Origin of the sequence: Antarctobacter albus, assembly GCF_900101505.1 — a bacterium.
Taxonomy (GTDB): Bacteria; Pseudomonadota; Alphaproteobacteria; order Rhodobacterales; family Rhodobacteraceae; genus Antarctobacter; species Antarctobacter albus.
In genome coordinates this window covers 61,679-83,514 of sequence record NZ_FMZI01000002.1, presented here as the reverse complement: position 1 = coordinate 83,514, position 21,836 = coordinate 61,679, and the positions used below count along the sequence as shown (strand labels likewise).

General features: G+C 64.1%; 23 protein-coding genes. 11 read left to right on the top strand and 12 right to left on the bottom strand.

Annotated elements, in window-relative coordinates; all coding sequences use genetic code 11:
* The first annotated feature begins 46 nt into the window (after positions 1 to 46).
* Positions 47 to 1,015 (top strand): lysophospholipid acyltransferase family protein, encoded by a 969-nt coding sequence (locus tag BLQ71_RS03500; RefSeq protein ID WP_083342137.1) that lies wholly within the window; start codon positions 47 to 49, stop codon positions 1,013 to 1,015.
* Here the strand turns inward: BLQ71_RS03500 and BLQ71_RS03495 are convergent.
* On the bottom strand, positions 985 to 1,680 hold the full coding sequence (locus tag BLQ71_RS03495; protein ID WP_043143285.1) for a DUF1223 domain-containing protein: 696 nt from the start codon (positions 1,678 to 1,680) through the stop codon (positions 985 to 987). The genes BLQ71_RS03500 and BLQ71_RS03495 overlap by 31 nt on opposite strands.
* A 319-nt stretch (positions 1,681 to 1,999) precedes the next feature.
* On the opposite strand from BLQ71_RS03495, the gene acnA reads away from it, so the two are divergent.
* The 9 genes from acnA (at position 2,000) to BLQ71_RS26275 (ending at position 12,901) form a co-directional block, all read left to right on the top strand.
* Positions 2,000 to 4,759 (top strand): aconitate hydratase AcnA, encoded by a 2,760-nt coding sequence (acnA, locus tag BLQ71_RS03490; RefSeq protein WP_074620732.1) that lies wholly within the window; start codon positions 2,000 to 2,002, stop codon positions 4,757 to 4,759.
* Positions 4,760 to 5,110: 351 nt separating this feature from the next.
* Positions 5,111 to 6,070: a Hint domain-containing protein gene (locus BLQ71_RS03485; protein WP_074620731.1), complete on the top strand. Its 960-nt coding sequence runs from the start codon at positions 5,111 to 5,113 to the stop codon at positions 6,068 to 6,070.
* 118 nt (positions 6,071 to 6,188) lie between these two features.
* Positions 6,189 to 7,094, top strand: coding sequence for a Hint domain-containing protein (locus tag BLQ71_RS03480; RefSeq protein ID WP_074620730.1), 906 nt, complete (start codon positions 6,189 to 6,191; stop codon positions 7,092 to 7,094).
* 130 nt (positions 7,095 to 7,224) lie between these two features.
* On the top strand, positions 7,225 to 7,560 hold the full coding sequence (locus tag BLQ71_RS03475; protein ID WP_074620729.1) for a TM2 domain-containing protein: 336 nt from the start codon (positions 7,225 to 7,227) through the stop codon (positions 7,558 to 7,560).
* A 125-nt stretch (positions 7,561 to 7,685) separates the two neighbouring features.
* On the top strand, positions 7,686 to 8,567 hold the full coding sequence (locus tag BLQ71_RS03470; protein ID WP_074620728.1) for a Hint domain-containing protein: 882 nt from the start codon (positions 7,686 to 7,688) through the stop codon (positions 8,565 to 8,567).
* A gap of 213 nt (positions 8,568 to 8,780) precedes the next feature.
* Entirely contained in the window at positions 8,781 to 9,755 is a 975-nt protein-coding gene (locus BLQ71_RS03465) for a Hint domain-containing protein (protein ID WP_074620727.1), read from the top strand.
* 72 nt (positions 9,756 to 9,827) lie between these two features.
* On the top strand, positions 9,828 to 10,778 hold the full coding sequence (locus BLQ71_RS03460) for a Hint domain-containing protein (RefSeq protein WP_074620726.1): 951 nt from the start codon (positions 9,828 to 9,830) through the stop codon (positions 10,776 to 10,778).
* 726 nt (positions 10,779 to 11,504) lie between these two features.
* Positions 11,505 to 12,449 carry a Hint domain-containing protein gene (locus tag BLQ71_RS03455; protein WP_074620725.1) on the top strand — a complete coding sequence of 315 codons (945 nt, stop codon included), beginning with the start codon at positions 11,505 to 11,507 and terminating at the stop codon, positions 12,447 to 12,449.
* A gap of 311 nt (positions 12,450 to 12,760) precedes the next feature.
* Positions 12,761 to 12,901, top strand: coding sequence for a hypothetical protein (locus BLQ71_RS26275; RefSeq protein WP_157923283.1), 141 nt, complete (start codon positions 12,761 to 12,763; stop codon positions 12,899 to 12,901).
* A 35-nt stretch (positions 12,902 to 12,936) separates the two neighbouring features.
* Here BLQ71_RS26275 and BLQ71_RS03450 read toward each other — a convergent pair whose 3' ends face one another.
* The 11 genes from BLQ71_RS03450 to yajC all read right to left on the bottom strand — a co-directional run bounded on the left by BLQ71_RS03450 (position 12,937) and on the right by yajC (position 20,863).
* Positions 12,937 to 13,779: a cytochrome c gene (locus BLQ71_RS03450; protein WP_074620724.1), complete on the bottom strand. Its 843-nt coding sequence runs from the start codon at positions 13,777 to 13,779 to the stop codon at positions 12,937 to 12,939.
* A 97-nt stretch (positions 13,780 to 13,876) separates the two neighbouring features.
* Positions 13,877 to 14,416, bottom strand: a complete 540-nt coding sequence (locus tag BLQ71_RS03445) for a DsbE family thiol:disulfide interchange protein (RefSeq protein ID WP_043143280.1) — start codon at positions 14,414 to 14,416, stop codon at positions 13,877 to 13,879.
* A complete protein-coding gene (ccmD, locus tag BLQ71_RS03440) occupies positions 14,409 to 14,567 on the bottom strand; it encodes a heme exporter protein CcmD (protein WP_172429616.1) in 159 nt (52 codons plus the stop codon). The genes BLQ71_RS03445 and ccmD overlap by 8 nt, the downstream gene beginning before the upstream one ends.
* Positions 14,564 to 15,313, bottom strand: a complete 750-nt coding sequence (gene ccmC, locus BLQ71_RS03435; protein WP_043143279.1) for a heme ABC transporter permease CcmC — start codon at positions 15,311 to 15,313, stop codon at positions 14,564 to 14,566. Before ccmC ends, ccmD begins: the two co-directional genes overlap by 4 nt.
* Before the next feature lie 71 nt (positions 15,314 to 15,384).
* On the bottom strand, positions 15,385 to 16,041 hold the full coding sequence (gene ccmB / locus BLQ71_RS03430) for a heme exporter protein CcmB (RefSeq protein ID WP_074620723.1): 657 nt from the start codon (positions 16,039 to 16,041) through the stop codon (positions 15,385 to 15,387).
* Positions 16,038 to 16,652, bottom strand: coding sequence for a heme ABC exporter ATP-binding protein CcmA (gene ccmA / locus BLQ71_RS03425; RefSeq protein ID WP_074620722.1), 615 nt, complete (start codon positions 16,650 to 16,652; stop codon positions 16,038 to 16,040). Before ccmA ends, ccmB begins: the two co-directional genes overlap by 4 nt.
* Positions 16,653 to 16,829: 177 nt before the next feature.
* Positions 16,830 to 17,183, bottom strand: a complete 354-nt coding sequence (locus BLQ71_RS03420) for an Mth938-like domain-containing protein (protein ID WP_043143273.1) — start codon at positions 17,181 to 17,183, stop codon at positions 16,830 to 16,832.
* 9 nt (positions 17,184 to 17,192) lie between these two features.
* Positions 17,193 to 17,942, bottom strand: coding sequence for a sulfite exporter TauE/SafE family protein (locus BLQ71_RS03415; protein WP_043143272.1), 750 nt, complete (start codon positions 17,940 to 17,942; stop codon positions 17,193 to 17,195).
* The gene (gene secF / locus BLQ71_RS03410) at positions 17,935 to 18,903 is read right to left on the bottom strand and encodes a protein translocase subunit SecF (protein WP_043143270.1); all 969 of its coding nucleotides are present in this window, start codon (positions 18,901 to 18,903) and stop codon (positions 17,935 to 17,937) included. Before secF ends, BLQ71_RS03415 begins: the two co-directional genes overlap by 8 nt.
* Before the next feature lies 1 nt (position 18,904).
* Complete coding sequence (gene secD, locus BLQ71_RS03405) at positions 18,905 to 20,569, bottom strand: protein translocase subunit SecD (RefSeq protein ID WP_043143269.1); 1,665 nt, start codon at positions 20,567 to 20,569, stop codon at positions 18,905 to 18,907.
* A gap of 6 nt (positions 20,570 to 20,575) precedes the next feature.
* A complete protein-coding gene (yajC, locus tag BLQ71_RS03400) occupies positions 20,576 to 20,863 on the bottom strand; it encodes a preprotein translocase subunit YajC (RefSeq protein ID WP_043143267.1) in 288 nt (95 codons plus the stop codon).
* A 258-nt stretch (positions 20,864 to 21,121) separates the two neighbouring features.
* Between yajC and BLQ71_RS03395 the strand changes: the two genes are divergently transcribed.
* Entirely contained in the window at positions 21,122 to 21,769 is a 648-nt protein-coding gene (locus tag BLQ71_RS03395; RefSeq protein WP_074620721.1) for a trypsin-like serine peptidase, read from the top strand.
* Positions 21,770 to 21,836 lie beyond the last annotated feature (67 nt).

Below are 21,836 nucleotides of genomic sequence, written 5' to 3'. Positions count from 1 at the left end.
GCATCGCCCTGCATAGAACGAGGGCGATCTGTACGAGGGGGCCCCGGTGAGCGGCAAGGACACGGCAAACACGCGGAAGGCGGGCAAACCCGAGGCGAAACCAGAGGTCGCGCGCGGCACCTGGCAGGACCGCCTGTCCGACATCGGGTTGAACCTCTTTGTCGGCGCGCTGCGCCTCTTGCCGGTGCGGCAGCGGCTGAACCTGGCCAGCTGGATCGTGCGCCGCGCCGTGGCCCCGGCGCTGGGATATTACGACCGGGTCGAGGCCAATATCGACCACGTATGGCCCAGAACGCCGCCCGCGGAAAAGCGCCGCATCGCCGATGCGGCGATCGACAACCTCGCCCGCGCCTTCATCGAGAATTACGACCCGGCCGAGATGCTGCAACGGGGCGCCGCCTACCCGGTGGGCGGCCCCGGCCTGGCCGCCTTCGAACAGGCGAGGGCCGAGGGGCGACCGGTGCTGCTGCTCTCGGGGCACTACGGCAACCCGATCTGTGCCCGCTGCGCGCTGGTGGCGCGCGGCTACGAGGTGGGCGGGCTGTTGCGAGCCATGTCGAACCCCTATTCCAACGCACGCTACATCCAGAATTATCGCGACGTGGCAGAGCCGGTTTTCGTGCAGGGACCCGGCGGGTTGAAGGCATTGTTGCGCCATGTGCGCGGCGGCGGCGTGTTGGCGATGGTCTTTGACGTCTTCGACGGCTCCGGCGTGCCCATCGACTTTCTTGGCCAACCGGCGCCCACCGTGACATCCCCGGCGGATATCGCGCTCAAGACCGGGGCGCTGCTGATCCCCTATTTCGGCATCCGCCGCGCCGATCGCTACGGCTTTGACACCATCCTCGAAGAGCCGATCGAACATGGCGATCCGGTCGAGATGATGCGCGAGGCGACACGGCGGCTGGAGGCGCGGATCAAGGACGATCCGGGACAATGGATGTGGACGCACCGGCGCTGGAAACCCAAGCGCCAGATGAAACGTCAGCGCAAGCGGGCCGCCGCCACGATGTGACCGTCCTTCGGGTCCTGCACCAGCACGACTACGGGCGTATCAGCGCCGACGGTCACGCGCCCTTCGTAGGGCCCCTGCCCGTCCCAACGGCCCACCACGTCCCAACGGCGGGCGATGTTGGTATAGGTCAGCGTATGGCCCGCGTTCTCGCCCCGGGTGATGGTGATTTCCTTGGCCGGATCATAACGCACGACGTGCACGTCACAGGGCCGCATCGCTTGCAGCGCCTCGGCGTGAATGACGATGGCATCGCCGTCACGGGTGACCGTGAGGCGCGCATGGGCCGGCTGTTCGGCATGTTTGCGGATCAGCTTGGACAGTTTCATCGGGCGTGAGCCGACGACATCGTCCTGGCCGTTGACGACCATCTGCGGGGTATAGATCATCTTCCAGCCGCCGGTCCGGGCATAGGCCTTTTGACGCTGGGTAAAGGCGTGCTGCGCAAAGGCATCCTTCCAGCCGATGTAGTCCCAGTAGTCGACATGCAGCGCCAGCGGGATCACGTCGTCGCGGTCGCTCAGCTCTGCCAGGATGGCGTCCGCCGGGGGACAGGAGGAACAGCCCTGCGAGGTGAAAAGCTCGACCACGACCGGATTGTCCTGGGCGCTGACCGCCCCTGCCAGCGCGATCCAGCCCGCCGCCACCATACCTGCAAACCTGTGCATGAATGCCTTGCCCTTGTCTCGTTCCCCCGTCCGGGTCTACCCAAGCGCGTTCTCGAACGCCAATCAAGGTTTTGGGAGATTGCGTGACAGGTTTTGCCCCAATCGCGCACAGCGCGTCCGCGAACCCGGGGCGATGAGCAGGCAGGCAGTGTGCCGGTTTGCACGGCGGCAAGAGCGAGCGGCACCGGTTCCGCCACCCTGCCGGGCAAAATTGTGTGCAACGGTATACAAAAACGACGCACCCCCCTTGATTGAGTCCCCCGCTTTCGGCAAGAGGGGCGCAAGGAACATTCTCGTCACCCCATCGGAGGCATTGCCCATGACCATCACCGTAGGCCATGACAGCGCGGGCACGCGCAAGACGCTCGAAGCCGGCGGCAAGACCGTCGCCTATTACTCGATCCCGGCGGCCGAGGCCGCGGGCCTTGGCGATTTCTCGAAACTGCCCGCCGCGCTGAAGGTTGTGCTGGAGAACATGCTGCGGTTCGAGGACGGCAAGACCGTCACCCAGGACGACATCAAGGCGTTCAGCGACTGGGCCGCGAACGGCGGCAAGGGCGACCGTGAACTGGCCTACCGCCCGGCGCGCGTTCTGATGCAGGACTTTACCGGCGTTCCCGCCGTGGTCGACCTGGCCGCCATGCGTGACGGCATCAAGGCCCTCGGCGGCGACGCGCAGAAGATCAACCCGCTGAACCCCGTCGACCTGGTCATCGACCACTCGGTCATGATCGACGAATTCGGCACCCCCCGCGCCTTTCAGATGAACGTGGACCGCGAGTATGAGCGCAACATGGAACGCTACACGTTCCTGAAATGGGGCCAGACCGCGTTCAACAACTTCCGCGTCGTTCCCCCGGGCACCGGCATCTGCCACCAGGTGAACCTGGAATACCTCAGCCAGACCGTCTGGACCGACGAGGACCAGAACGGCGAAACCGTGGCCTACCCCGACACGCTGGTCGGCACCGACAGCCACACCACCATGGTCAACGGCGCCGCCGTTCTGGGCTGGGGCGTGGGCGGCATCGAGGCCGAGGCCGCGATGCTGGGTCAGCCGATTTCCATGCTGATCCCCGAGGTCGTCGGCTTCAAGTTGACCGGCGCGATGATGGAAGGCACCACCGGCACCGACCTCGTCCTGAAGGTCGTGGAAATGCTGCGCGCCAAGGGTGTGGTCGGCAAGTTCGTGGAATTCTACGGCGAAGGCCTGGACAAGCTGCCGCTGGCGGACCGTGCCACCATCGCCAACATGGCGCCCGAATACGGCGCCACCTGCGGCTTCTTCCCGATCGACGGCGAAACCCTGCGCTACCTGCGCAACACCGGCCGCGACGAAGACCGCATCGCGCTGGTCGAGGCCTATGCCAAGGCGAACGGCATGTGGCGCGACGCGGATTACGCGCCGGTCTACACCGACACGCTGGAACTGGACATGGGCACCATCGTGCCGGCCATCTCCGGCCCCAAGCGCCCGCAGGACTATGTTGCCCTGACAGCTGCCGCGCCGGCCTTTGAAAAGGTCGTGGCGGATTTCCGCGGCATCGACATCTCGGGCGACGCCAAGGACATGGCCGCCGAAGGCCCCGCCGCGACCAAGCCGGTCAACATCCACAAGACCGCCAAGGTCGAGGGTGAGGACTATGAGCTGCGCGACGGTTCGGTCGTGATCGCCTCGATCACCTCCTGCACCAACACCTCGAACCCCTATGTCATGATCGGCGCGGGCCTGGTGGCCCGCAAGGCCGCGGCCCTTGGCCTGACCAGCAAGCCCTGGGTCAAAACCTCTCTGGCGCCGGGTTCGCAGGTCGTCTCCGCCTACCTGGAGGCCGCCGGCCTGCAGGAAGACCTGGACAAGGTCGGCTTCAACCTCGTCGGGTACGGCTGCACCACCTGCATCGGCAACTCCGGTCCGCTGCAGTCCGAGATCTCGAAGGCGATCAACGAGAATGACCTGATCGCGACCTCGGTCCTCTCGGGCAACCGCAACTTCGAGGGCCGGATCAGCCCCGACGTGCGGGCCAACTACCTGGCTTCGCCGCCGCTGGTCGTCGTCTACGCGCTGGCCGGTGACATGAACATCGACATCACCAGCGAACCGATCGGCCAGACGCCGGACGGCAAGGACGTCTACCTCAAGGACATCTGGCCGTCGCAAAAGGAAATCGCGGACCTGGTCGAGCAGACTGTGACCCGCGAGGCGTTCCAGTCCAAGTACGCCGACGTGTTCAAGGGGGACGAGAAGTGGCAGGGCGTCGAGGTTCCGCAGCAGGAAACCTATGACTGGCCGGCGACCTCGACCTACATCCAGAACCCGCCCTACTTCCAGGGAATGGGCAAGGAGAAGGGCGCGATCACCAATATCGAAGACGCGCGCGTTCTGGCCCTTCTGGGTGACATGATCACCACCGACCACATCTCTCCGGCCGGGTCCTTCAAGGACACCACCCCCGCCGGTCAGTACCTGGTCGAACGCCAGGTGCCGGTGCGCGAGTTCAACTCGTACGGGTCGCGCCGCGGCAACCACGAGGTGATGATGCGCGGCACCTTTGCCAACATCCGCATCAAGAACGAGATGCTGGACGGCGTCGAGGGCGGCTATACCAAGGGCCCCGACGGCAACCAGACCTCGATCTACGATGCCGCGATGGCCTACAAGGACGCCGGCACCCCGCTGGTGATCTTCGGCGGCGAACAGTACGGCGCCGGCTCGTCGCGGGACTGGGCGGCCAAGGGTACGGCGCTCCTGGGCGTGAAGGCGGTGATCGCCGAGAGCTTCGAGCGCATCCACCGCTCGAACCTGGTCGGCATGGGCGTCATCCCCTTCGAGTTCACCGGCGGCGACACCCGCAAATCGCTGGGCCTGAAGGGCGACGAGAGCGTTTCGATCTCGGGCCTCGACACCGTGCAGCCGCTGCAGGAAGTGCCCTGCACCATCACCTACGCGGATGGCTCGACCAAGGAGATCACGCTGAAATGCCGGATCGATACCGCCATCGAGGTGGAATACATCGAACACGGCGGCGTGCTGCACTACGTGCTGCGCAACCTCGCACAGGCGCCGGTGGCGGCGGAGTAACGCCCCCTCCGGTCCACATCTAACCACCTCATAAAAGGCCCCCGAAGTTTGATACGGGGGCCTTTTTCTATGCGCAGACGATCATGCCACGGCCACCTCTGCAGCAAGGGGTCCCGCCACCGCTCCAAGCTTGGCGGGACACCGTTGGGATGCCCCACTTGGACGTGTCTTTTCGGGCGAATGGACCACCTGGCTTTGCCCATGACTCAGCATCGTCAGTTGCATAAGTCACACCTCTCCACAGATATTTGGCTAGCCGGTCGACATTGGCCGATCAGCTTTGCAAGCATTCCATTTCAACCGGTCTCCGCGAAACTATTGCGATGACCCCAGGCAAGAAAAAGGTGCCACATGGCAACTTATGAGATTTCAGGCTACGCGTCTTACCAGGTGAATACCACGAACACCGTCACGTTCTTCGAGGGGACCACGGTGCAAAACTTCACCTTCGACGACGGGAATGGTGCGGGCGACATGGTCTTTTCGGAGAACGAAATCGTCGCCACGGTCGTGGGCGAGCAACTGCCCTATTTGGGCACCATAAACGTGGACATGGTCGGAGGCGGCACGATGGAACTGGCCCTGGTACAAGGTGCGGCCAGTTTCACGGATCCGAACATCATTCAGGTGCTGATCGTTGTTCCGGACTACCTCTCTGTCTCGGACTTCAATTTCCCGCAACCGATCGTCTACGCCTCGCGCTCCACGGACGATTTTCCCACCTGCTTTGCCGAGGGCACGCTGATCGCCACCCCTGACGGAGAAACCGCGGTAGAAGCGCTGCGCGCCGGCGACCTTGTGACCACGGCAGAGGGCCGCGCGGTGCCGGTCAAGTGGATCGGACGACAGACCCGTTTGCCGTTCTTCTCGGGTGCCGCCGCCGCACCTGTGCGCATCAAAGCCGGCGCTTTGGGCAACGGACTGCCGCACCACGACCTGACCGTGACGGCAGACCATGGCATGATCCTTGATCGTCTGGTGATCAACGCCTCAGCGCTGGTAAATGGATCAAGCATCGATTTTGTCCCGATGGCCGAGCTACCGGAGACATTCACCGTCTACCACGTTGAAACCGAAGACCACGATGTGATCCTCGCCAATGGCGCGCCGTCCGAGACCTTCATCGACTACCGTGACCGCCGCGCCTTCGACAATTTCGACGAATACATGGACCTCTATGGTTGTGAGCGGATCATCCCCGAGATGCACCGTCCGCGCATTTCCTGCGCGCGGTTGCTCCCGGAGGACATCCGGCGCCGACTCGGGATCGACCACGCGGCCGGGCTTTCGGCTACTGCACGCAGTGCCTGACCGGGTCGGACTGTTCACTGGTATGCAAGCCCGTTCTTTGATAACCGTCGTTATGTGATCAGTGTTGAAGGCGCGTCGCGATGATGGTGCGCCCCGTTGATGAAGGAAAGCAAACGCGATGCCGTTTACCGCAACCTATTCCCAATACCTATATATCGGCGCTTCTGCCCCGAATGCGTCGACCACCTATACAAACGATGCCCCGACCGTCACCTCGTCCACCTTGTCCGATACCGAGGATGGAACCGACGATGGCGATATCGCGCCGGGGCAATTGATTGACTGGTCGGCCTCGGGCGGCGATGTGCAGGTTGTCGGTACCACCGCCAGCGGTGACCCGGTGGTCCTCGCCGTTGGTGCCGGGTCTTACTTTGTTCTCAGCAATTCCCCTTTTCCGCCTGGCGGCACGCCGATGGGCTTTACCGCCGGCACCTACACGATGTGTTTCGCGGCCGGAACCGGGATTGCCGTGCCCGGCGGCGAGGTCCCGGTTGAGGCACTGTCAATCGGCGACCTGGTCCTGACGGCCGAAGGCGCGGCGGTCCCGGTCAAATGGATTGGCAATCAAACGAAGCACAGCCTGATTGCCAGCACAGTGAATCAATTGGTCCGTATCCGTGCGGGCGCCCTGGGCGATGGCCTGCCCCATGCCGACCTCACGGTCACTGGCGATCACGGCATGGTGCTGGACGGGCTTGTCATCAACGCCTCGGCGCTGGTGAACCATGTCAGCATCGACTGGGTGCCTTCTTCCGAACTCCCGGAGACATTCACCGTCTACCACGTCGAAACCGAAGACCACGACGTGATCCTGGCCAATGGCGCGCCCACGGAGACCTTCATCGACTACCGCGACCGCCGCGCCTTCGACAATTTCGGCGAATACCTCGACCTCTACGGCTGCGAACGGATCATCCCCGAGATGGCCCAACCCCGCATTTCCAGCGCGCGGCAACTGCCGGCGGAGCTCCGCGCGCGTCTTGCGCTCGAGCTGTCCCCCTGCAAGGGCGCGATTTGCGCCTGAGTTGCAGCCGGATCGAAGCGCGAAATCCGGGGCCCCTATAGGGGGCCCTTCCCGATTGTCCCCATATTTGTGCCGTATTCCGCTTTCACCCTGACGTGCATATGAGTTTGTGATTCCCAGGAGACCCGGATTGGAACTTTCCACGCAACAGCAAATGCTGGTCGAACAGAAGTTGACCAACGAAAAGAAGTCCTCGACCACGGCCTATCTGCTGTGGTTCTTCCTCAGCGGGTTTTCGGCCCACAGGTTTTACCTGGGCCGCGTCGGCACCGCCATCACCCAGTTGATCCTGCTCTGGGGCGGTATTCTGCTGGCCTATTTCATCATCGGTATCCCGATGCTGCTGGCCTTCGTGATCTGGTGGATCGTCGACGCCTTCCGCATCGGCCCGATCATCGCGCAGGACGCCGCAGCCAAACGTGCGCGGATCGCAAGCGAGGTCGCCCTGACGACTCGGGCCGACTGACCCCACCCGTGACCGGGGCGCCGCCGGCCTTTCGCGGCGCGCCCCCCTTGATTGCGACCGGGAACAATGCCTAACCTGCGGCCAATCGCCCGCATGTTACTTTTGGTTCCAGAGGATTATCCCCCGTGTCGCAGAGCTTTACCCATATCTATTCCGTCGGCGGGACCGATGGAAACGGCGATTACCTGTTGCAGGGGCCGAACGCGATCTCCTCGGTGGTGAGCGACGGCGCCGATGGCAACAATGACAGCAGCACCGCCGTTGGCGACGACGTCACATGGACCGTGTCCAGCGTGTTGACCAGCGGCGCCTATGAGCTGGTCGGATTGACCGCCGACGGCGACCCGGTCCTGTTCGACGGTTCCGCGGCCTATGTCGCCTCGAACAACCCCAGCCTGGGGCCGGGCGTGGTGACGGCCTCTTCGGACACGACCTATACCTATTGCTTTGCAGCCGGCACCCGCATCGCCACCCCGGAAGGAGAGGTCGCGGTCGAAACGCTGGCCATCGGCGCCCCCGTGCTGACGGCGGCGGGTGCGGCTGTCCCGATCCGTTGGATCGGTCGGCAAAGCCTGCGCGCCACGGCGGCGCGCCTGGTCTGCATTCGTGCCGGCGCCCTGGGGCCCGGCCTGCCCCACAGTGACCTGACGGTGACCGCCGATCATGGCATGGTGCTGAATGGCCGGGTCATCAATGCCGGGGTCCTGGTGAACGGGGACACGATCCAGCGTCTGCCCGTCGCAGACCTGTCCGCACGCCTGACCGTTTACCATGTCGAGACCGAGGCCCATGACGTGATCCTGGCCAATGGCGCCCCCTCGGAGACCTTCATCGACTATCGTGACCGGCGGGGCTTTGACAACTTCGACGAATACCTGGACCTCTACGGGGTCGAGCGGATCGTCCCCGAGATGCCCCACCCGCGGATCTCCTCGGCCCGGATGATCCCCGCAGAGCTGCAGCGGCAGTTGGGCCTGCGGGTCATGGACCACCGTCTGAGCGCCTGACAAGGATCGCGGCCCGGCCGGAAAACCGTTTTCCAGTGGGGGTTTGCCGCTGCACCAATGGCGGCCTGTCCCTTGTTCCCTCAGACGCGGACACCGGCCTGCCGAGAGCAATCTTGCCCGGATCGCCTTTTCCGGGCAAACTCCGGTTCAATTAAGATGCAATTTCACATCAACTTTTGTCAGCCCCGCTGACACCGGAGCTTGGAGGGATCAATGCCAACAGCCTATGGAACCGAAGGCTATGTCATTCTCAGCGGGGTTTCCTTCACGGGAACCGAAGGCGCACCGGGGTCGACGTTGAACTGGACCGGGCTGACCGGCCAGAGCGACATCAACCTGTCGATCACCGACCAGGATGACAACGGTTCGGTCAATGTCGGGATGCCGTCCAACTCGTTTACCCCGGATTACTTCGGCAACTTCGCCCTTGGCCTCATCTACTCGGGATACACGATCTCCTCGGGCGGAACGGAATATGGCGTCTTCACCGATGGGACGAATTACTATGTCCCCCTCGACGAAGACGGCACGACGCAGACCACAATCCCCACCTCCGGCAGTTCGAACGCCCAGCAGGACAGTGCCAGCGCCTTCCTGTGCTTTGCACCCGGCAGCATGATCGCGACGCCGGACGGCAGTCGCGCGGTCGAGACCTTGGGGATCGGTGACACCATCCTGACGCAGGACGGTCGCCCTGTGCCGGTCCGGTGGATCGGGAGACAGGCCGTTTCGGTGGCAACCGCTGGCGCACGGATGCAACCTGTCCGCCTGCGCGCAGGGTGCCTGGGAGGCGGGCTGCCGGAACAAGACCTGACCGTCACTGCCGACCACGGCATGGTGATCGACGGGCTGGTCGTCAACGCCTCGGCGCTGGTAAACGGGTCGACGATCGACTGGCTCCCTGCCTCGGAGCTGCCGGAACAACTGACCTTTTACCATGTCGAGACAGAGGCCCATGACGTGATCCTGGCCAATGGCGCGCCCTCGGAGACCTTTATCGACTATCGTGACCGCCAGTCCTTCGACAACTACGACGAATACCTCGACCTCTACGGCTGTGAGCGGATCATCCCCGAGATGCCTCGCCCACGGATCTCGTCCCGCCGTCAGTTGCCCGCCGCGATCCGCGAACGGCTTGACCAGGGCATCGCGGCGCAAAGGGATGACAGAGAAACACGGCGCGCCTGACAGAACTGTGCGATTGGCGGTAGGGCCTGCCAATGTCCCCCGAACCTTGGGTAACGAGAGGACGTAAAGGTCATGGGAACCTTCCAGTTTCAAAGCTCGGGGTTTTACGCGGGCACCTCCGGGACCGTCACCTTGGGCGGATCGGGCACGGAACCCAGCCTGCTGGAAGTGGTCGAGCTGGAGGTCGATGACAGCTTTGAGACCGGGGATACGCTGATCTACCGGGTCAATGGCGTCAACAACAGCAATTGCACCTATCTTGGCAATGTCGACGTGGCCAAGGCCGGGGGCGGCACGGTGAACCTGCCGGTCTTTGCGCTGAGCAACGGGTTCAGTTTCATTCCGATTCCGCTGACCGACAATATCGCCGACTACACCTTTCCCAGCCCGCTGAACCTCGACACGCTGGATACCAGCGACTACCCCGACTGTTTCGCGCCCGGCACCATGATCACTACCACAGACGGCCCCGTCGCGGTCGAGACCCTGCAGATCGGCGCCCGTTTGCCGACCGCCACGGGCGGGATTGCGCGGGTGCACTGGATCGGTCGGCAAAGGCTGGCCGCCCCTCACAGGGGGCAGTGGCTGGTGCGCATTGGTGCAGGCGCCCTTGGCGCCGGGCTGCCTTTGGCGGACCTCACCGTGACCGCCGACCACGGCATGATGATCGACGGGCGGATCATCAATGCCTCGGCGCTGGTGAACGGGGGAACGATCGACTGGGTGCCGTTGCGGGACCTGCCGGACAGCCTGACCGTCTACCATGTCGAGACGGAGGCCCATGAGGCGATCCTGGCCAACGGCGCGCCCTCGGAGAGCTACATCAACTACCGTGACCGGCGGCGGTTCGACAATTTCGACGAATACCTGGCGCTCTATGGCTGCGAACGGATCATCCCCGAGATGCCGGCGCCTCGGATCTCTAGCGGACGCCACCTGCCAGCGGACATCGCGTCGCGCCTGGGCCTCCGGAGACAGACCCGCTTTGCAAGAGATCTGCCAGCCTCGGCACGTTGTCGCTAATGAGCCCAAGTCAGGCATGGCGACTGGCTCAGCGTAAGACCCACACTTCGAATGGCAAGTAATCGTCCCCTTGGCCGGATGATGCGGCGGGCGCCCGATCTTGACGCGGTCGATGATGTCCCTCGTCGAGACGTCTGTCCGAAGGGGCACCCTGGGATGTTCTTGTAGGCGTTGGCTCATGAGCCGGTGTCTAAACCGACCTATCCATCTGAAATCTCCTCTCCCCGCCCGAACCCGGGGTTCGCACTGCGAATGCGGCCAGGACACTATGCCCTTTTTTCATTCACCCCATTCACAAGAAGCCACGTATACCCGATAAGATTCAAAAAATCAAATACAATCCCTGATTGCCACTGGGTTTTCAACGGTCAAGGTCACGCTCCGGCACAGCCAACAAGGCGTGAGATGTGGCCACCTTAGACGGCGTGTCAAATTTCCACATACTCCAACTGAAGCAAAAAAATTATGAATATTTTGCAACATTAAACATCAATAGACCCAACTGCCTCTTTAGTGAACACAGACCTTAGTACCAATAAACTATCAAACTAAGATACACCTATAAGATTGACCGCGTGAAGACCACTGGGTAATTCTTCTTATGCGGGAGCGAATCTTTGCCACTCCGAAGGTGCCAGCACAATCTTCGGGATGTGTATCGGCGTGTCTGCGGGACAGGTCTCTTCGGAGCCCTGCGCTTTCTGGTGTGACGTATAGGAGAATTTCATGTCCACAATCGACCTTAACAACGTGCACGAGTATACGGGCGCCGTAGCTCTTTCCGTCGGCGGCGTCCTGGACGTCGGTCTGCTGCCTTACGGTCCTGAACTGGGCACGGCCACATTCGTCGACGATGACGACACATTCGAAACCGCCGATACCGCCACGTTCAATGGCAGCGGCTTTTCCTACATCGGTCAAGGCACCGCAGCGACAATCGGCATTGGCGGTATCGAGCTCGACTCGAAACCCGTGGTGGCCTTCTCGCAGGGTGGGACGACATACCTTTGGTACCCCGAAGGCGAGCCGCTCGCGGGGATTCTGACCTCGACCATCAACCTGACCAGCGACGCACCTTACGCCTACTGCTTTGCAGAAGGCACCCTGATCGACACCGCACAGGGTGAGCGCCCGGTCGAGGAACTGGCCATCGGCGACACGATCCGGACGGCAGACGGATCCGAGACCACGGTGAAATGGCTGGGCGTCCAGACCCTGAGCAGCCTCTTCAGCGAAACCGGCAAGCAGATGGTGCGCATCAGCGCGGGCGCGCTTGGCGACGGTCTGCCCCACAGCGACCTGACTGTCACCGCGGATCACGGCATGATCCTGGACGGGCTGGTCGTGAATGCATCGGCCCTGGTCAACGGTTCGACCATCGACTTCGTGTCGGCCACGGAACTGGGTGGCCGTTTCAAGGTCTACCATGTCGAGACCGAGAGCCATGAAGAGATCATCGCCAACGGCGCGGCGGCGGAAACCTTCGTCGATTACGCCGCGCGCAAGAACTTCGACAACTACGACGACTATGTGGCGCTTTACGATGGTGTGGAACGCCTGATCCCGGAAATGACGAAGCCGCGCGTTTCGTCAAGCCGCATGCTGCCTGCACACCTGCGCGCGCAACTGGGCATGACTACCCCCGTCCCCCAGTTCCGCAAGAGCGCCTGATCCCCAGAACGCCCTAGTCTTCCGAGGCGCGTTTCGTACAACAGGCACTCTGGACGGGCCCTGCGATTTTCGCAGGGCCCGCTTCTCTTTCATCGTAGCCGAATGCCAGAACCTGCAGCTGGCCCGATGCTCCGGCAGGTGCGCCCCCCCGGGAGATAGGCCAAAGGATGCTCATTTCCCGGACATGGTTGCAGGTTTCCGCGCAAATCACGCGCACTGGCGGATTTCCTGACCTGCGCGGCGTCCAATTCCCCCTGTAAATCAGCCTCGAGATCCCATGTCTTGGACAGAAAGACAAAAGAGGCAGACCCATGAAAACCCTGACCATTCTGCAGGCCGCGGCCTTGCTGATGCTGGCAGTGATCGGCGCCTATGCCGGGCAGGACGACGCCGCACAGCCCTGTGCCGCCCCCCAGCAACTCACCGCACCGGCAGAGGCCTGCGATCTCTGACCGACAGGCCCCTTTCACCGGTTTGACGGCCCCGTTCAGCCCGCGTCGGGCAGCGGCGGCAGGCTGCGCAGGTAGAGGATGATGGCCGAGAGGTCATCCCCCGTCATCTGCGACAGGTATCCGTAGGGCATCGGCGGCATCATCGGGCTGCCGTCGGGCCGCATCCCCTTCGTGATCATGTCAGCCAGTTCGGCGTCGGTATATCCCGCCAGACCATCCTCGTGCGAGGTCAGGTTGGCGGCGACAGACGTCCCCCAGGGGCCGTGGAACTCGAACCCGCCGGCGCCCAGGCGGCTGTCCAGCATCGGCCCCTTCTCTCCCATCGGGGTATGGCATTCCATGCAATGCGCCACCGGCCCGGCCAGGTAGGCGCCGTATTCGACGCTCACCGCCTGCTCGGGATGGGGCACGCTGTCGATGGGCGGGCCATAGGCTGGCGGCAGCGGGATGTTGTAAGTGCTTTTGCCCGGGTCGTTCTCGACCGCGGGCAAGGTGCGCAAATACATGACAATGCTCATCACGTCGTCATCCGACAGACCGCGGTACATGGGGAATGGCATCGGCGGACCGATGATCGTGCCGTCGGGGCGCAGTCCTTCGCGGATGGCTCGCGCCAGTTCGGCATCGGACCAGCCCGCAACAGCCCCGGCGGGCGTGATGTTGGGGGCAATGGCGGTAAAGGCAGGGTTCTTGTCCACCAGCCGTCCGGCCAGGTTCTGGTCCATTACCGGACCCTGCGGCCCCATCGGTGTATGGCAATTGCCGCAGCCCGCCGGTCCTTCGACCAGGTAGCGTCCGCGGTCAAGGCTCGGTTCCGCATACGCCGTGGCGCCGGCCATTGCCAGCCCCAGGCATAGCCCTGTCAGTCGTGGAAACATGTCCCTCTCCCTGAAAAATCGCTTCTTTTTGTAGACATTCGACTCGCACGCAGGGGCGAGTGTAGCGCCTTCCAAAGAAGTTCCTCAGGGAAATCTTTCAGCGGCCCAGGGCCTCGTTCAGTTCGGGCAGGAACCGCTGTTCGTAATCCGACCCCACCAGGGGGCCGACGAACTTGAACAGGACGGTGCCCTCGCCGTCCAGGATAAAGGTCTCCGGTGGGCCGGTCACGCCCCAGTCGATCGCCGTGCGCCCGGCGGGATCGAAGGCCACCGCCATGAAGGGATTGCCATCGTCGGCCAGGTACTTGGTGGCATTGCCCGCCTGGTCCTTGATGTTGACGCCGACAAGGCGGATGCCCTCCTCGCGCATTTGCAGCAGGACGGGGTGTTCGGCGCGGCAAGGCGGGCACCAGCTGGCCCAGAAGTTGACCACCGTCACCTCTCCGCCGGCCAGCATCTCTGGCGTGATGGCCGCATAGCCCGGCAGTGCGGCCTCGGTCATCTCCGGGGCGGGTTTGCCCTCGAACATGGATTCCAGCTTGTCCGGGTCCTCGCGCCCAAGGCCGAAGTAGAACAGCGCGCCAAGTGCCGCAAAGATCAGCGGCGGCGCCACCATGAGGGGAGAAACCTTAGCCATTCTTCTTCTGACGCTCCTCGATGCGCTGCAACTCGGCCTTGATCCGGCGGGACCGCAGGACGCTGACCACGATCAATAGGACAATCAGGACCAGCGAGACCGCGTAAGAGGACAGCACCGTGCCCGCGTATTTGCCCAGTTCCGGCATCATGCGCTGCGCTCCCGTGCCAGCAGAGCGCGCGACCGGCGTGCCCGGATTTCCGTCTGCGTCCGCAGCAGGACCAGCGCCAGGAACAGCAGGACGAACCCGATCCCGGAGACCAGCAGCGGCATGAAATAGACGTTCGAGACCTTCTCGGTGGTGTCCACCCCGGTCACCGCCCCCGCGCGCAGCACCGACGATCCCTGGTGCAACCCCTGGTTCCAGAACTGCACGGCATAGCGGCTGAGCAGCGCAAAGACCGATCCGACAAGGCAGAGGATCGAGGTCAGGTCGGCGGCGGTGTCATCATCCTCGATCGCCTCCCAGAGCGCCATGTATCCCAGGTAGAAGAGGAAGAGGATCAAAAAGACCGTCAGGCGCGGGTCCCAGGCCCACCAGGTGCCCCACATGGGCTGGCCCCAGATCGCGCCGGTGACAAGGCCGATCACCGTCATGGTGGCGCCGATGGGCGCGGCGGCACGGGCGGCCAGCGCACTGACATGGTGGCGCCGCACGATCCAGATCAGCGAGGCGATCAGCATCATCAGCCAGGCGTTGATCGCCATCATCGCCGCCGGCACATGCAGGTAGATGATCTTGACGGTCGAGCCTTGCCGGAAATCCTCGGGCGTGAAGAAGAACCCCCAGACCAGCCCGGTGACCAAACAGATCACCGCAGCCACCGTCACCCAGGGCAAGAGCACATCCGCGGTGCGGATGAACTTGACCGGATTGGCATATTCCCAGATCGACATGGTCCTTGGCCTCCCTTTCGCAGGGTTACAGCGCAAATATCGTGCGGGCGCAATACGTCACGGGCGCGCGCTCACCGGAGGTTGATCCGCAGGACCGCCGCGCTGGCAAAGGGCAGCAGCGCCGCCACCCCGAAACTGATCCCCGCCAACATCAAGAGAGGCGTCTGCACCGCCAGCCCTTCGGCCCCCCGCCGCGCCACCTCGGCGCCGAAGATCAGCGTGGGGACATAAAGCGGCAGCACCAGCAACGACATCAGCAGGCCGCCGCGTTTCAGCCCCACGGTCAGCGCCGCGCCAAAGGTGCCGATCACCGACAGCGCGGGCGTCCCCAGCGCAAGGCTGACGAACAGCCACAGGTATCCCGGCCCGGCCAGGTTCAGCAGCACCCCCAGCGCCGGTGCCGCCAACACCAGCGGCAACCCGGTGGTGATCCAATGCGCCAGCGCCTTGACGCTGACGATGCCCTCCATCGGCAGGGGCGCGGTCGCCAGCAGGTCGAGGCTGCCGTCCTCCCAATCCAGCGCAAAGATCCGGTCGAGCGAGAGCAGGCAGGCCAGAAGCGCGCCGATCCAGAGGATGCCCGGCGCGATCCGAGTCAAAAGGCCGGTCTGCGGGCCGACCCCAAAGGGCACCAGCACCGTCACGATCAGGAAGAAGGCCAGGCCAAGGCCGAACCCACCCCCGGCGCGCACCGCCAGCCGCAGATCCCGTGTCAAAAGCGCGATCACAGAAAGGCCTCGTCCCGAAGCGCCGCGCGTGGTGTCGCGCGATAGGGCGTCACGTCGAAATCATCCGCCTCCGGAATGCCAAGGTCGATATGGGTGGCCATCAGCGCCGATCCCCCCTGCCCCAGGTGCGCGCGCACCGCCTCGGCAAAGAGCGCAACCGAGGCCGTGTCCAACGAGACGGTCGGTTCGTCCAGCACCCAGACGGGGCGCCCCGTCACCATCAGCCGCGCCAGTCCCAGCCGGCGTTTCTGCCCGGCAGACAGCGTCCCTGCCAGCCGGTCCTCCAGCGCGTCGAGATTGAAGGCGGACAGCGCCGATCCAATCCCCTCGGTGCCAAAGACCCGCGCCCAGAACTGCAGGTTCTCCGCCACGCTGAGCATGGATTTCAACCCGTCCGCGTGCCCGGCATAGGCGATGCGTTCACCGGCGCCACTGACCTCTCCGGCCATCGCGGGCTGCAATCCCGCCACGGTGCGCAAGAGCGTGGTCTTGCCCGCGCCATTGGGGCCGCGCAGCACCAGCGCCCGGCCCGGCGCCAGCGCAAAGCTCACCCCGTCCAGTACCGGCACGCCGCCCCGGGCCACCGTCAGATCGCTTGCCGTCAGTTCCATGCCTTGCGGCTTACCCCAGCGCGCGCGCCCGCAAAAGCCCCAAGCGCCCGCCGCGACGCGATGCCCCCGGCGGTGCGGCACCGCTGCTTCTTTGGTTTGAAAAATACCTCGGGGGTGAATGGTCCCGGACTTGATCCGGGATCAGAGGGGGCAGCGCCCCCTTTCGGCATTCGCCGCTCAGACCGGCAGTGCGGCCAGCGCCACGCGGCGGCCTTCGCTGAGCAGAACATTATAGGTGCGGCAGGCCGAGGGCGAGTTCATCGCCTCGACGCCAAGTCCCGCCTCTTCCAGCCGGTCACGCAGGTCCTTGGGCAGATGGGCGGTTTCGGCCCCCGTGCCGACAAAGATCACGTCGACAAAGCCGATCATGCTCAGCAGCGTCTCGTGATCCTCCAGCCCGCCCCAGTCGGCGCGGCCCCGGTCCCAGATCAGCAGCGCGCCCTCGTGAACCTCGCCGCCGACACGGAAAAAGCCGGGGCCATAGCCGTCGACCGGCAGCGCATCGGTGAATGTGATCTCGTTCAGTCGCATGGCTGCTACCTACTCCCAAATGGGCAGGCCGGACAAGGCCGCCAGTGCGATCAGGACATAGGCGATGCCGCGGTAGAAATGCTCCTGCTCCGGTCGGAACAGCCATCCCCCCACCATGTTGCCCGCCATGTTCGGCAGCGCCATGAGCAGCCCCAGAAGGGCAAAGCCCGGCTCCAGCCGCCCGAAGGCCCCCATATAGCCCACCAGCAGCACGTCATAGGAGAGGAGAAACAGCAGGATCGTCGCGCGGATGATCCGGACCGGCAGCGGCCGCGACATGTAGAACAGGATCACCGGCGGCCCCGGCAGGCCGGCCACGCCGCCCAATGCGCCGGCCGCACCGCCGATCCCCGTCACCATACGCCGACTGACCGTGCCGCGATACCGCAGCCCAAGCGACAGGATGCCCAGCATCGCAAGTGCCAGCAGACCCACGGCAAGCTGAAACACCTCGGGCGGGATGCGGGTCAGCGCCCAAAGTCCCAGCGGCAGACACAAGATGCAGCCAAGCACCAACCGCCCCAGGTCGCCGCGATCAACGTCGCTCCAGGCGCGGCGCAGGATCGGCAAGGGACCGAACAGGTCCATCAGCGTCATCGTGAGGATTGCACCGAAGGGCGGCAGGACCTGGGCCGCAACCGGCAGAAAGACCAGCCCAGAGCCAAAGCCCGTAAAACCACGCACCAACCCGGCGAAAAAAGCCGCCAGGACGATCCAGCCCGTCTCCATCGGAGACAGGCTGAACCAGGCATCAGGCATCGATGTCGCCGAACTGGTTGCCGGTGGTGTCCGTCGGCTTGGACCAGTCGCGTTTCACGCCAAGGCGCAGCAACATGACCGAGGCCACGAAGATCGAGGAATACGTGCCGACGATCACGCCCCAGGTCATCGCAAAGACAAAGCCCCGGATCACGTCGCCGCCCAGCACCAGCAGCGCGATCAGCGCAAGCAGGGTGGTGGCCGAGGTCATGAAGGTCCGGCTCAGCGTCTCGTTGATCGAGAGGTTCAGGACTTCCTTGAGGTCCTTGGACTTGTACTTGATCAGGTTCTCGCGCACGCGGTCAAAGACGACGACCGTGTCGTTCAGCGAATAGCCGACGATGGTCAGCAGCGCCGCGATGATCGCCAGGTCAAACCGGATCTGAAGCTCAGAGAAGATGCCGATTGTCAGGATCACGTCATGCACCAGCGCCACAACGGCGCCGAGGGCGAACTGCCATTCGAAGCGCAGCCAGATGTAGATCAGCACCGCACCAATCGCCAGCGCCACGGCAATGGCTGCGGTCCGGATCAACTCTCCCGAGACCTTGGGCCCGACGGATTCGACCGAGACGAACTTGATGTCCGGTGAGATTTCCAGCAGCGCGGCCTCGGCGATTTCGATCACCTCGGTGCTGACCGCCTCCTCGCCGTCCTGCGCGCCGATACGGATCATGGCGACGTTCTGTTCGGGGCCAAAGTTCGGGTCGAAGACCTCGGAGATCACCACGTCGCCCAGTTCCAGCGCCGCCAGCGCATCGCGGTAGGCGCCCACGTCCACCGGCTGCGCGCTTTCGGTCCGGATCGTGGTGCCGCCGCGAAAGTCGATGCCGTAGTTCAGCCCGCGCAGCCCGAAGCTGCCAAGCGCCAGCAGGATCAGGACCGCCGAGATGCCCAGCCAGAGCACCGGACGTGAAAAGAAATCGAAGTTGGTCTGTTGGGGTACCAGTCTCAGGCGCATGTCAGACCTCGATCGTTTTCGGACGGCGGCGTTCGAACCAGATGACGATCAGCAGCCGCGTGACAAAGATCGCAGTGAAGACGGAGGTCAGGATGCCGAAACCCAGGGTCACGGCAAAGCCGCGCACCGGGCCCGAGCCCATGACATAGAGGATCACCGCCGTGATGAAGGTGGTGATGTTCGCATCGACGATCGCCGACAGGGCCTTTTCATAGCCCAGTTCGATCGCCCGCGCCGGCCCGCGTGCAGTGCGCAATTCCTCGCGGATCCGTTCGAACACCAGCACATTGGCGTCCACGGCCATACCCACGGTCAGCACGATGCCCGCGATACCCGGCAGGGTCAGCGTGGCCCCGATCATCGACAAGAGGCCAAAGATCAGCGCGATGTTCAGGATCAGCGCGACGTTGGCGAAAAGACCGAAGAGACCATAGCTGAGCGCCATGAAGACCAGCACCGCGACAAAGGCCACCATCGTGGCGATCTTGCCCGCGTCGATGCTGTCCTGCCCCAGTTCCGGCCCGATGGTCCGTTCCTCGAGGAAGACCAGTTCCGCCGGCAGGGCGCCCGCGCGCAGGAGCACCGCCAACTGGGTCGATTCCTCGACCGTGAAATTGCCGGTGATGATGCCCGAGCCGCCCGCGATATGGGCCTGGATGACGGGGGCGGAAATCACCTCGTCGTCCAGCACGATAGCAAAGGGAGAGCCGATGTTCTGCGCGGTATAATCGCCAAAACGCCGCGCGCCCGAGGGGTTGAAGCTGAAGTTCACCGCCGGGCGGCCGTTCTGGTCAAAGGCGGGCTGGGCGTTGGTCAGGTCCTCGCCGGTGACGACGGGCGCCTGTTCGAGGATGTAGTAGACACCCTCCTGGTCCAGCGCGGGCACCAGTTCGTTGCCGACGCCGGGGCGTTCGCTGCTGTCGGAGGTCCGGCTGACCACGGGCTGAAAGGTCAGCTGCGCGGTGGTGCCGATGATCTCTTTCAGTTCGGCGGCAGAGCCGATGCCCGGCACCTGGATAAGGATGCGGTCAAAACCCTGGCGCTGGATCGTCGGTTCGCGGGTGCCGACCTCGTCGATGCGGCGCCGGATGATCTCGAGGCTCTGCTGCATGGTGCGGTCGTCAAGCGCCTGGCGCTCGGCCTCGGACAGGGTGATGACCAGCACGTCATCCTCGCCCCGCACTTCCAGGTCCGTTGATCCGGCCCCGGTGAGAGAGACCACCGGCTGTGCCAGGGTGCGCACCAGTTCGATGGCCCGGTTCATGCCAGCGGGTTCCGAAATCTTGATGCGCAGTTCGCCCAGGGGGGCGTTTGGCTGCAGGCGGATGGTGCCGACCTCGTCCCGCGCATCGCGCAGCAGATCGCGGACCTCGGGCCAGAGCGATTCCATCCGCGCCTCGTAGACGTCCTGTACCTGGACCTCTGCCAGCAGGTGCGCGCCACCGCGCAGGTCCAACCCCAGGTTCACCAGCCCCGAAGGCAGGTAAGAGGGCCAACCGGCGGCAAGGTCACGGTTTTCAGAGGTGTCGAACCCCGCCTCGATGGCCTTGACGGCATCGTTGTGGGTTTCGACCCGCGAATAGAATGCGTTGGGCATGGCGAGCAGCAGGCCGACCACGACGGTGGCCCAGATCAGCACGCGCTTCCAGAGATCGACCTGCAGCATGCCCGATCAGCTTTCGGCGGGTTCGGTCTTGGACAGGACCTGCGCGATGGTCTGCTTGACCACGCGCACCTTGACGCCTTCTGCCAGTTCGACCTCGATTTCCTTGTCGTCCTTGACCTTGGCAACCTTGCCGATCAGGCCGCCCTGCGTAACAACCTGGTCGCCACGGCGCAGGGCGCCCACCATCTTCTGATGTTCCTTCATCTTTTTCTGCTGCGGACGGATCAGCAGGAAATACATGATCGCGAAGATCAGGATGAGCGGAAGAAACTGGCCGATTGCGCTTGCGTCCATTGGGGATGCTCCTGTTGGAATACGGCGGGGCATCCCCCGCGAAATTTGGCCGGAACCTATGCGCGGTACTGGCCAGATGCAAGAAGGCCGGGCACCCTGCGTTGATTTGTTCATCTGCCCCATTTGTTTCGTTTCACCGCGGCGCCGGTCGCAGAGGTCCGCCCGTACAGGGCCCGACGGGTGCAACCTGCCTTGCCCAGGCGCTGCGCAACGCCTACCGTGCGCCTTGCGAACAGGGCCAAAGCGAAAGGCCCGCTCATGCTGCGCATGGCTCTGACCCTGATTTTGCTCCCCCTGCCCCTTCCGGCCGGGGAGCCCTCGATCGGGCGGTTGAACACCGCCGGTTACCGCATGACCGAGATGTGCACCGCCACGCTGATCGCCCCCGACCTGGCCCTGACTGCCGCCCATTGCGTCACCCGGCCAGAGGACGGCTATCTCAAGCGGATCACGGACATGGTCTTTGTCGCTGGCTGGGACGGCGAGGAACACACCGGCGCCGCCCGCATCCGCGAGGTCCGCGTCCACCCCGAGGCCTTTGCCGAAGGCCGGTTCGACCTGCGTCATGACATTGCCGTGGTCGAACTGGAAGACAGGCTGACCCCGCCGCCGCTGGCCCTGGGCAACGTGGCCCTGCCCGGCCCCCTGACGCTGATGGGCTATCGCCGCTCACGGCCGCACAGGCTGACGGTGACACCGCTCTGCTACGGGGACGCCTATCGCGGCATCTGGCGGATCGGCTGTCGGGTGGAGCCGGGACAAAGCGGCGGGCCGGTCATGGCGGGCGAAGGCGCGGCACGGCGCATCGTCGCGGTGATCGTCGCCGTCACCCGCGACGAAGAGGCGCTGGCAGTGCCCGTCGACGGCTGGCTGCGGCGGGAATTCGCGGCAGCGGGCCGGGATTGACACACAAGCCCCGCAGCCCCTCTACCTTCCTTACCCAAGATGGGGCATAACCCCCGCGACTCACACT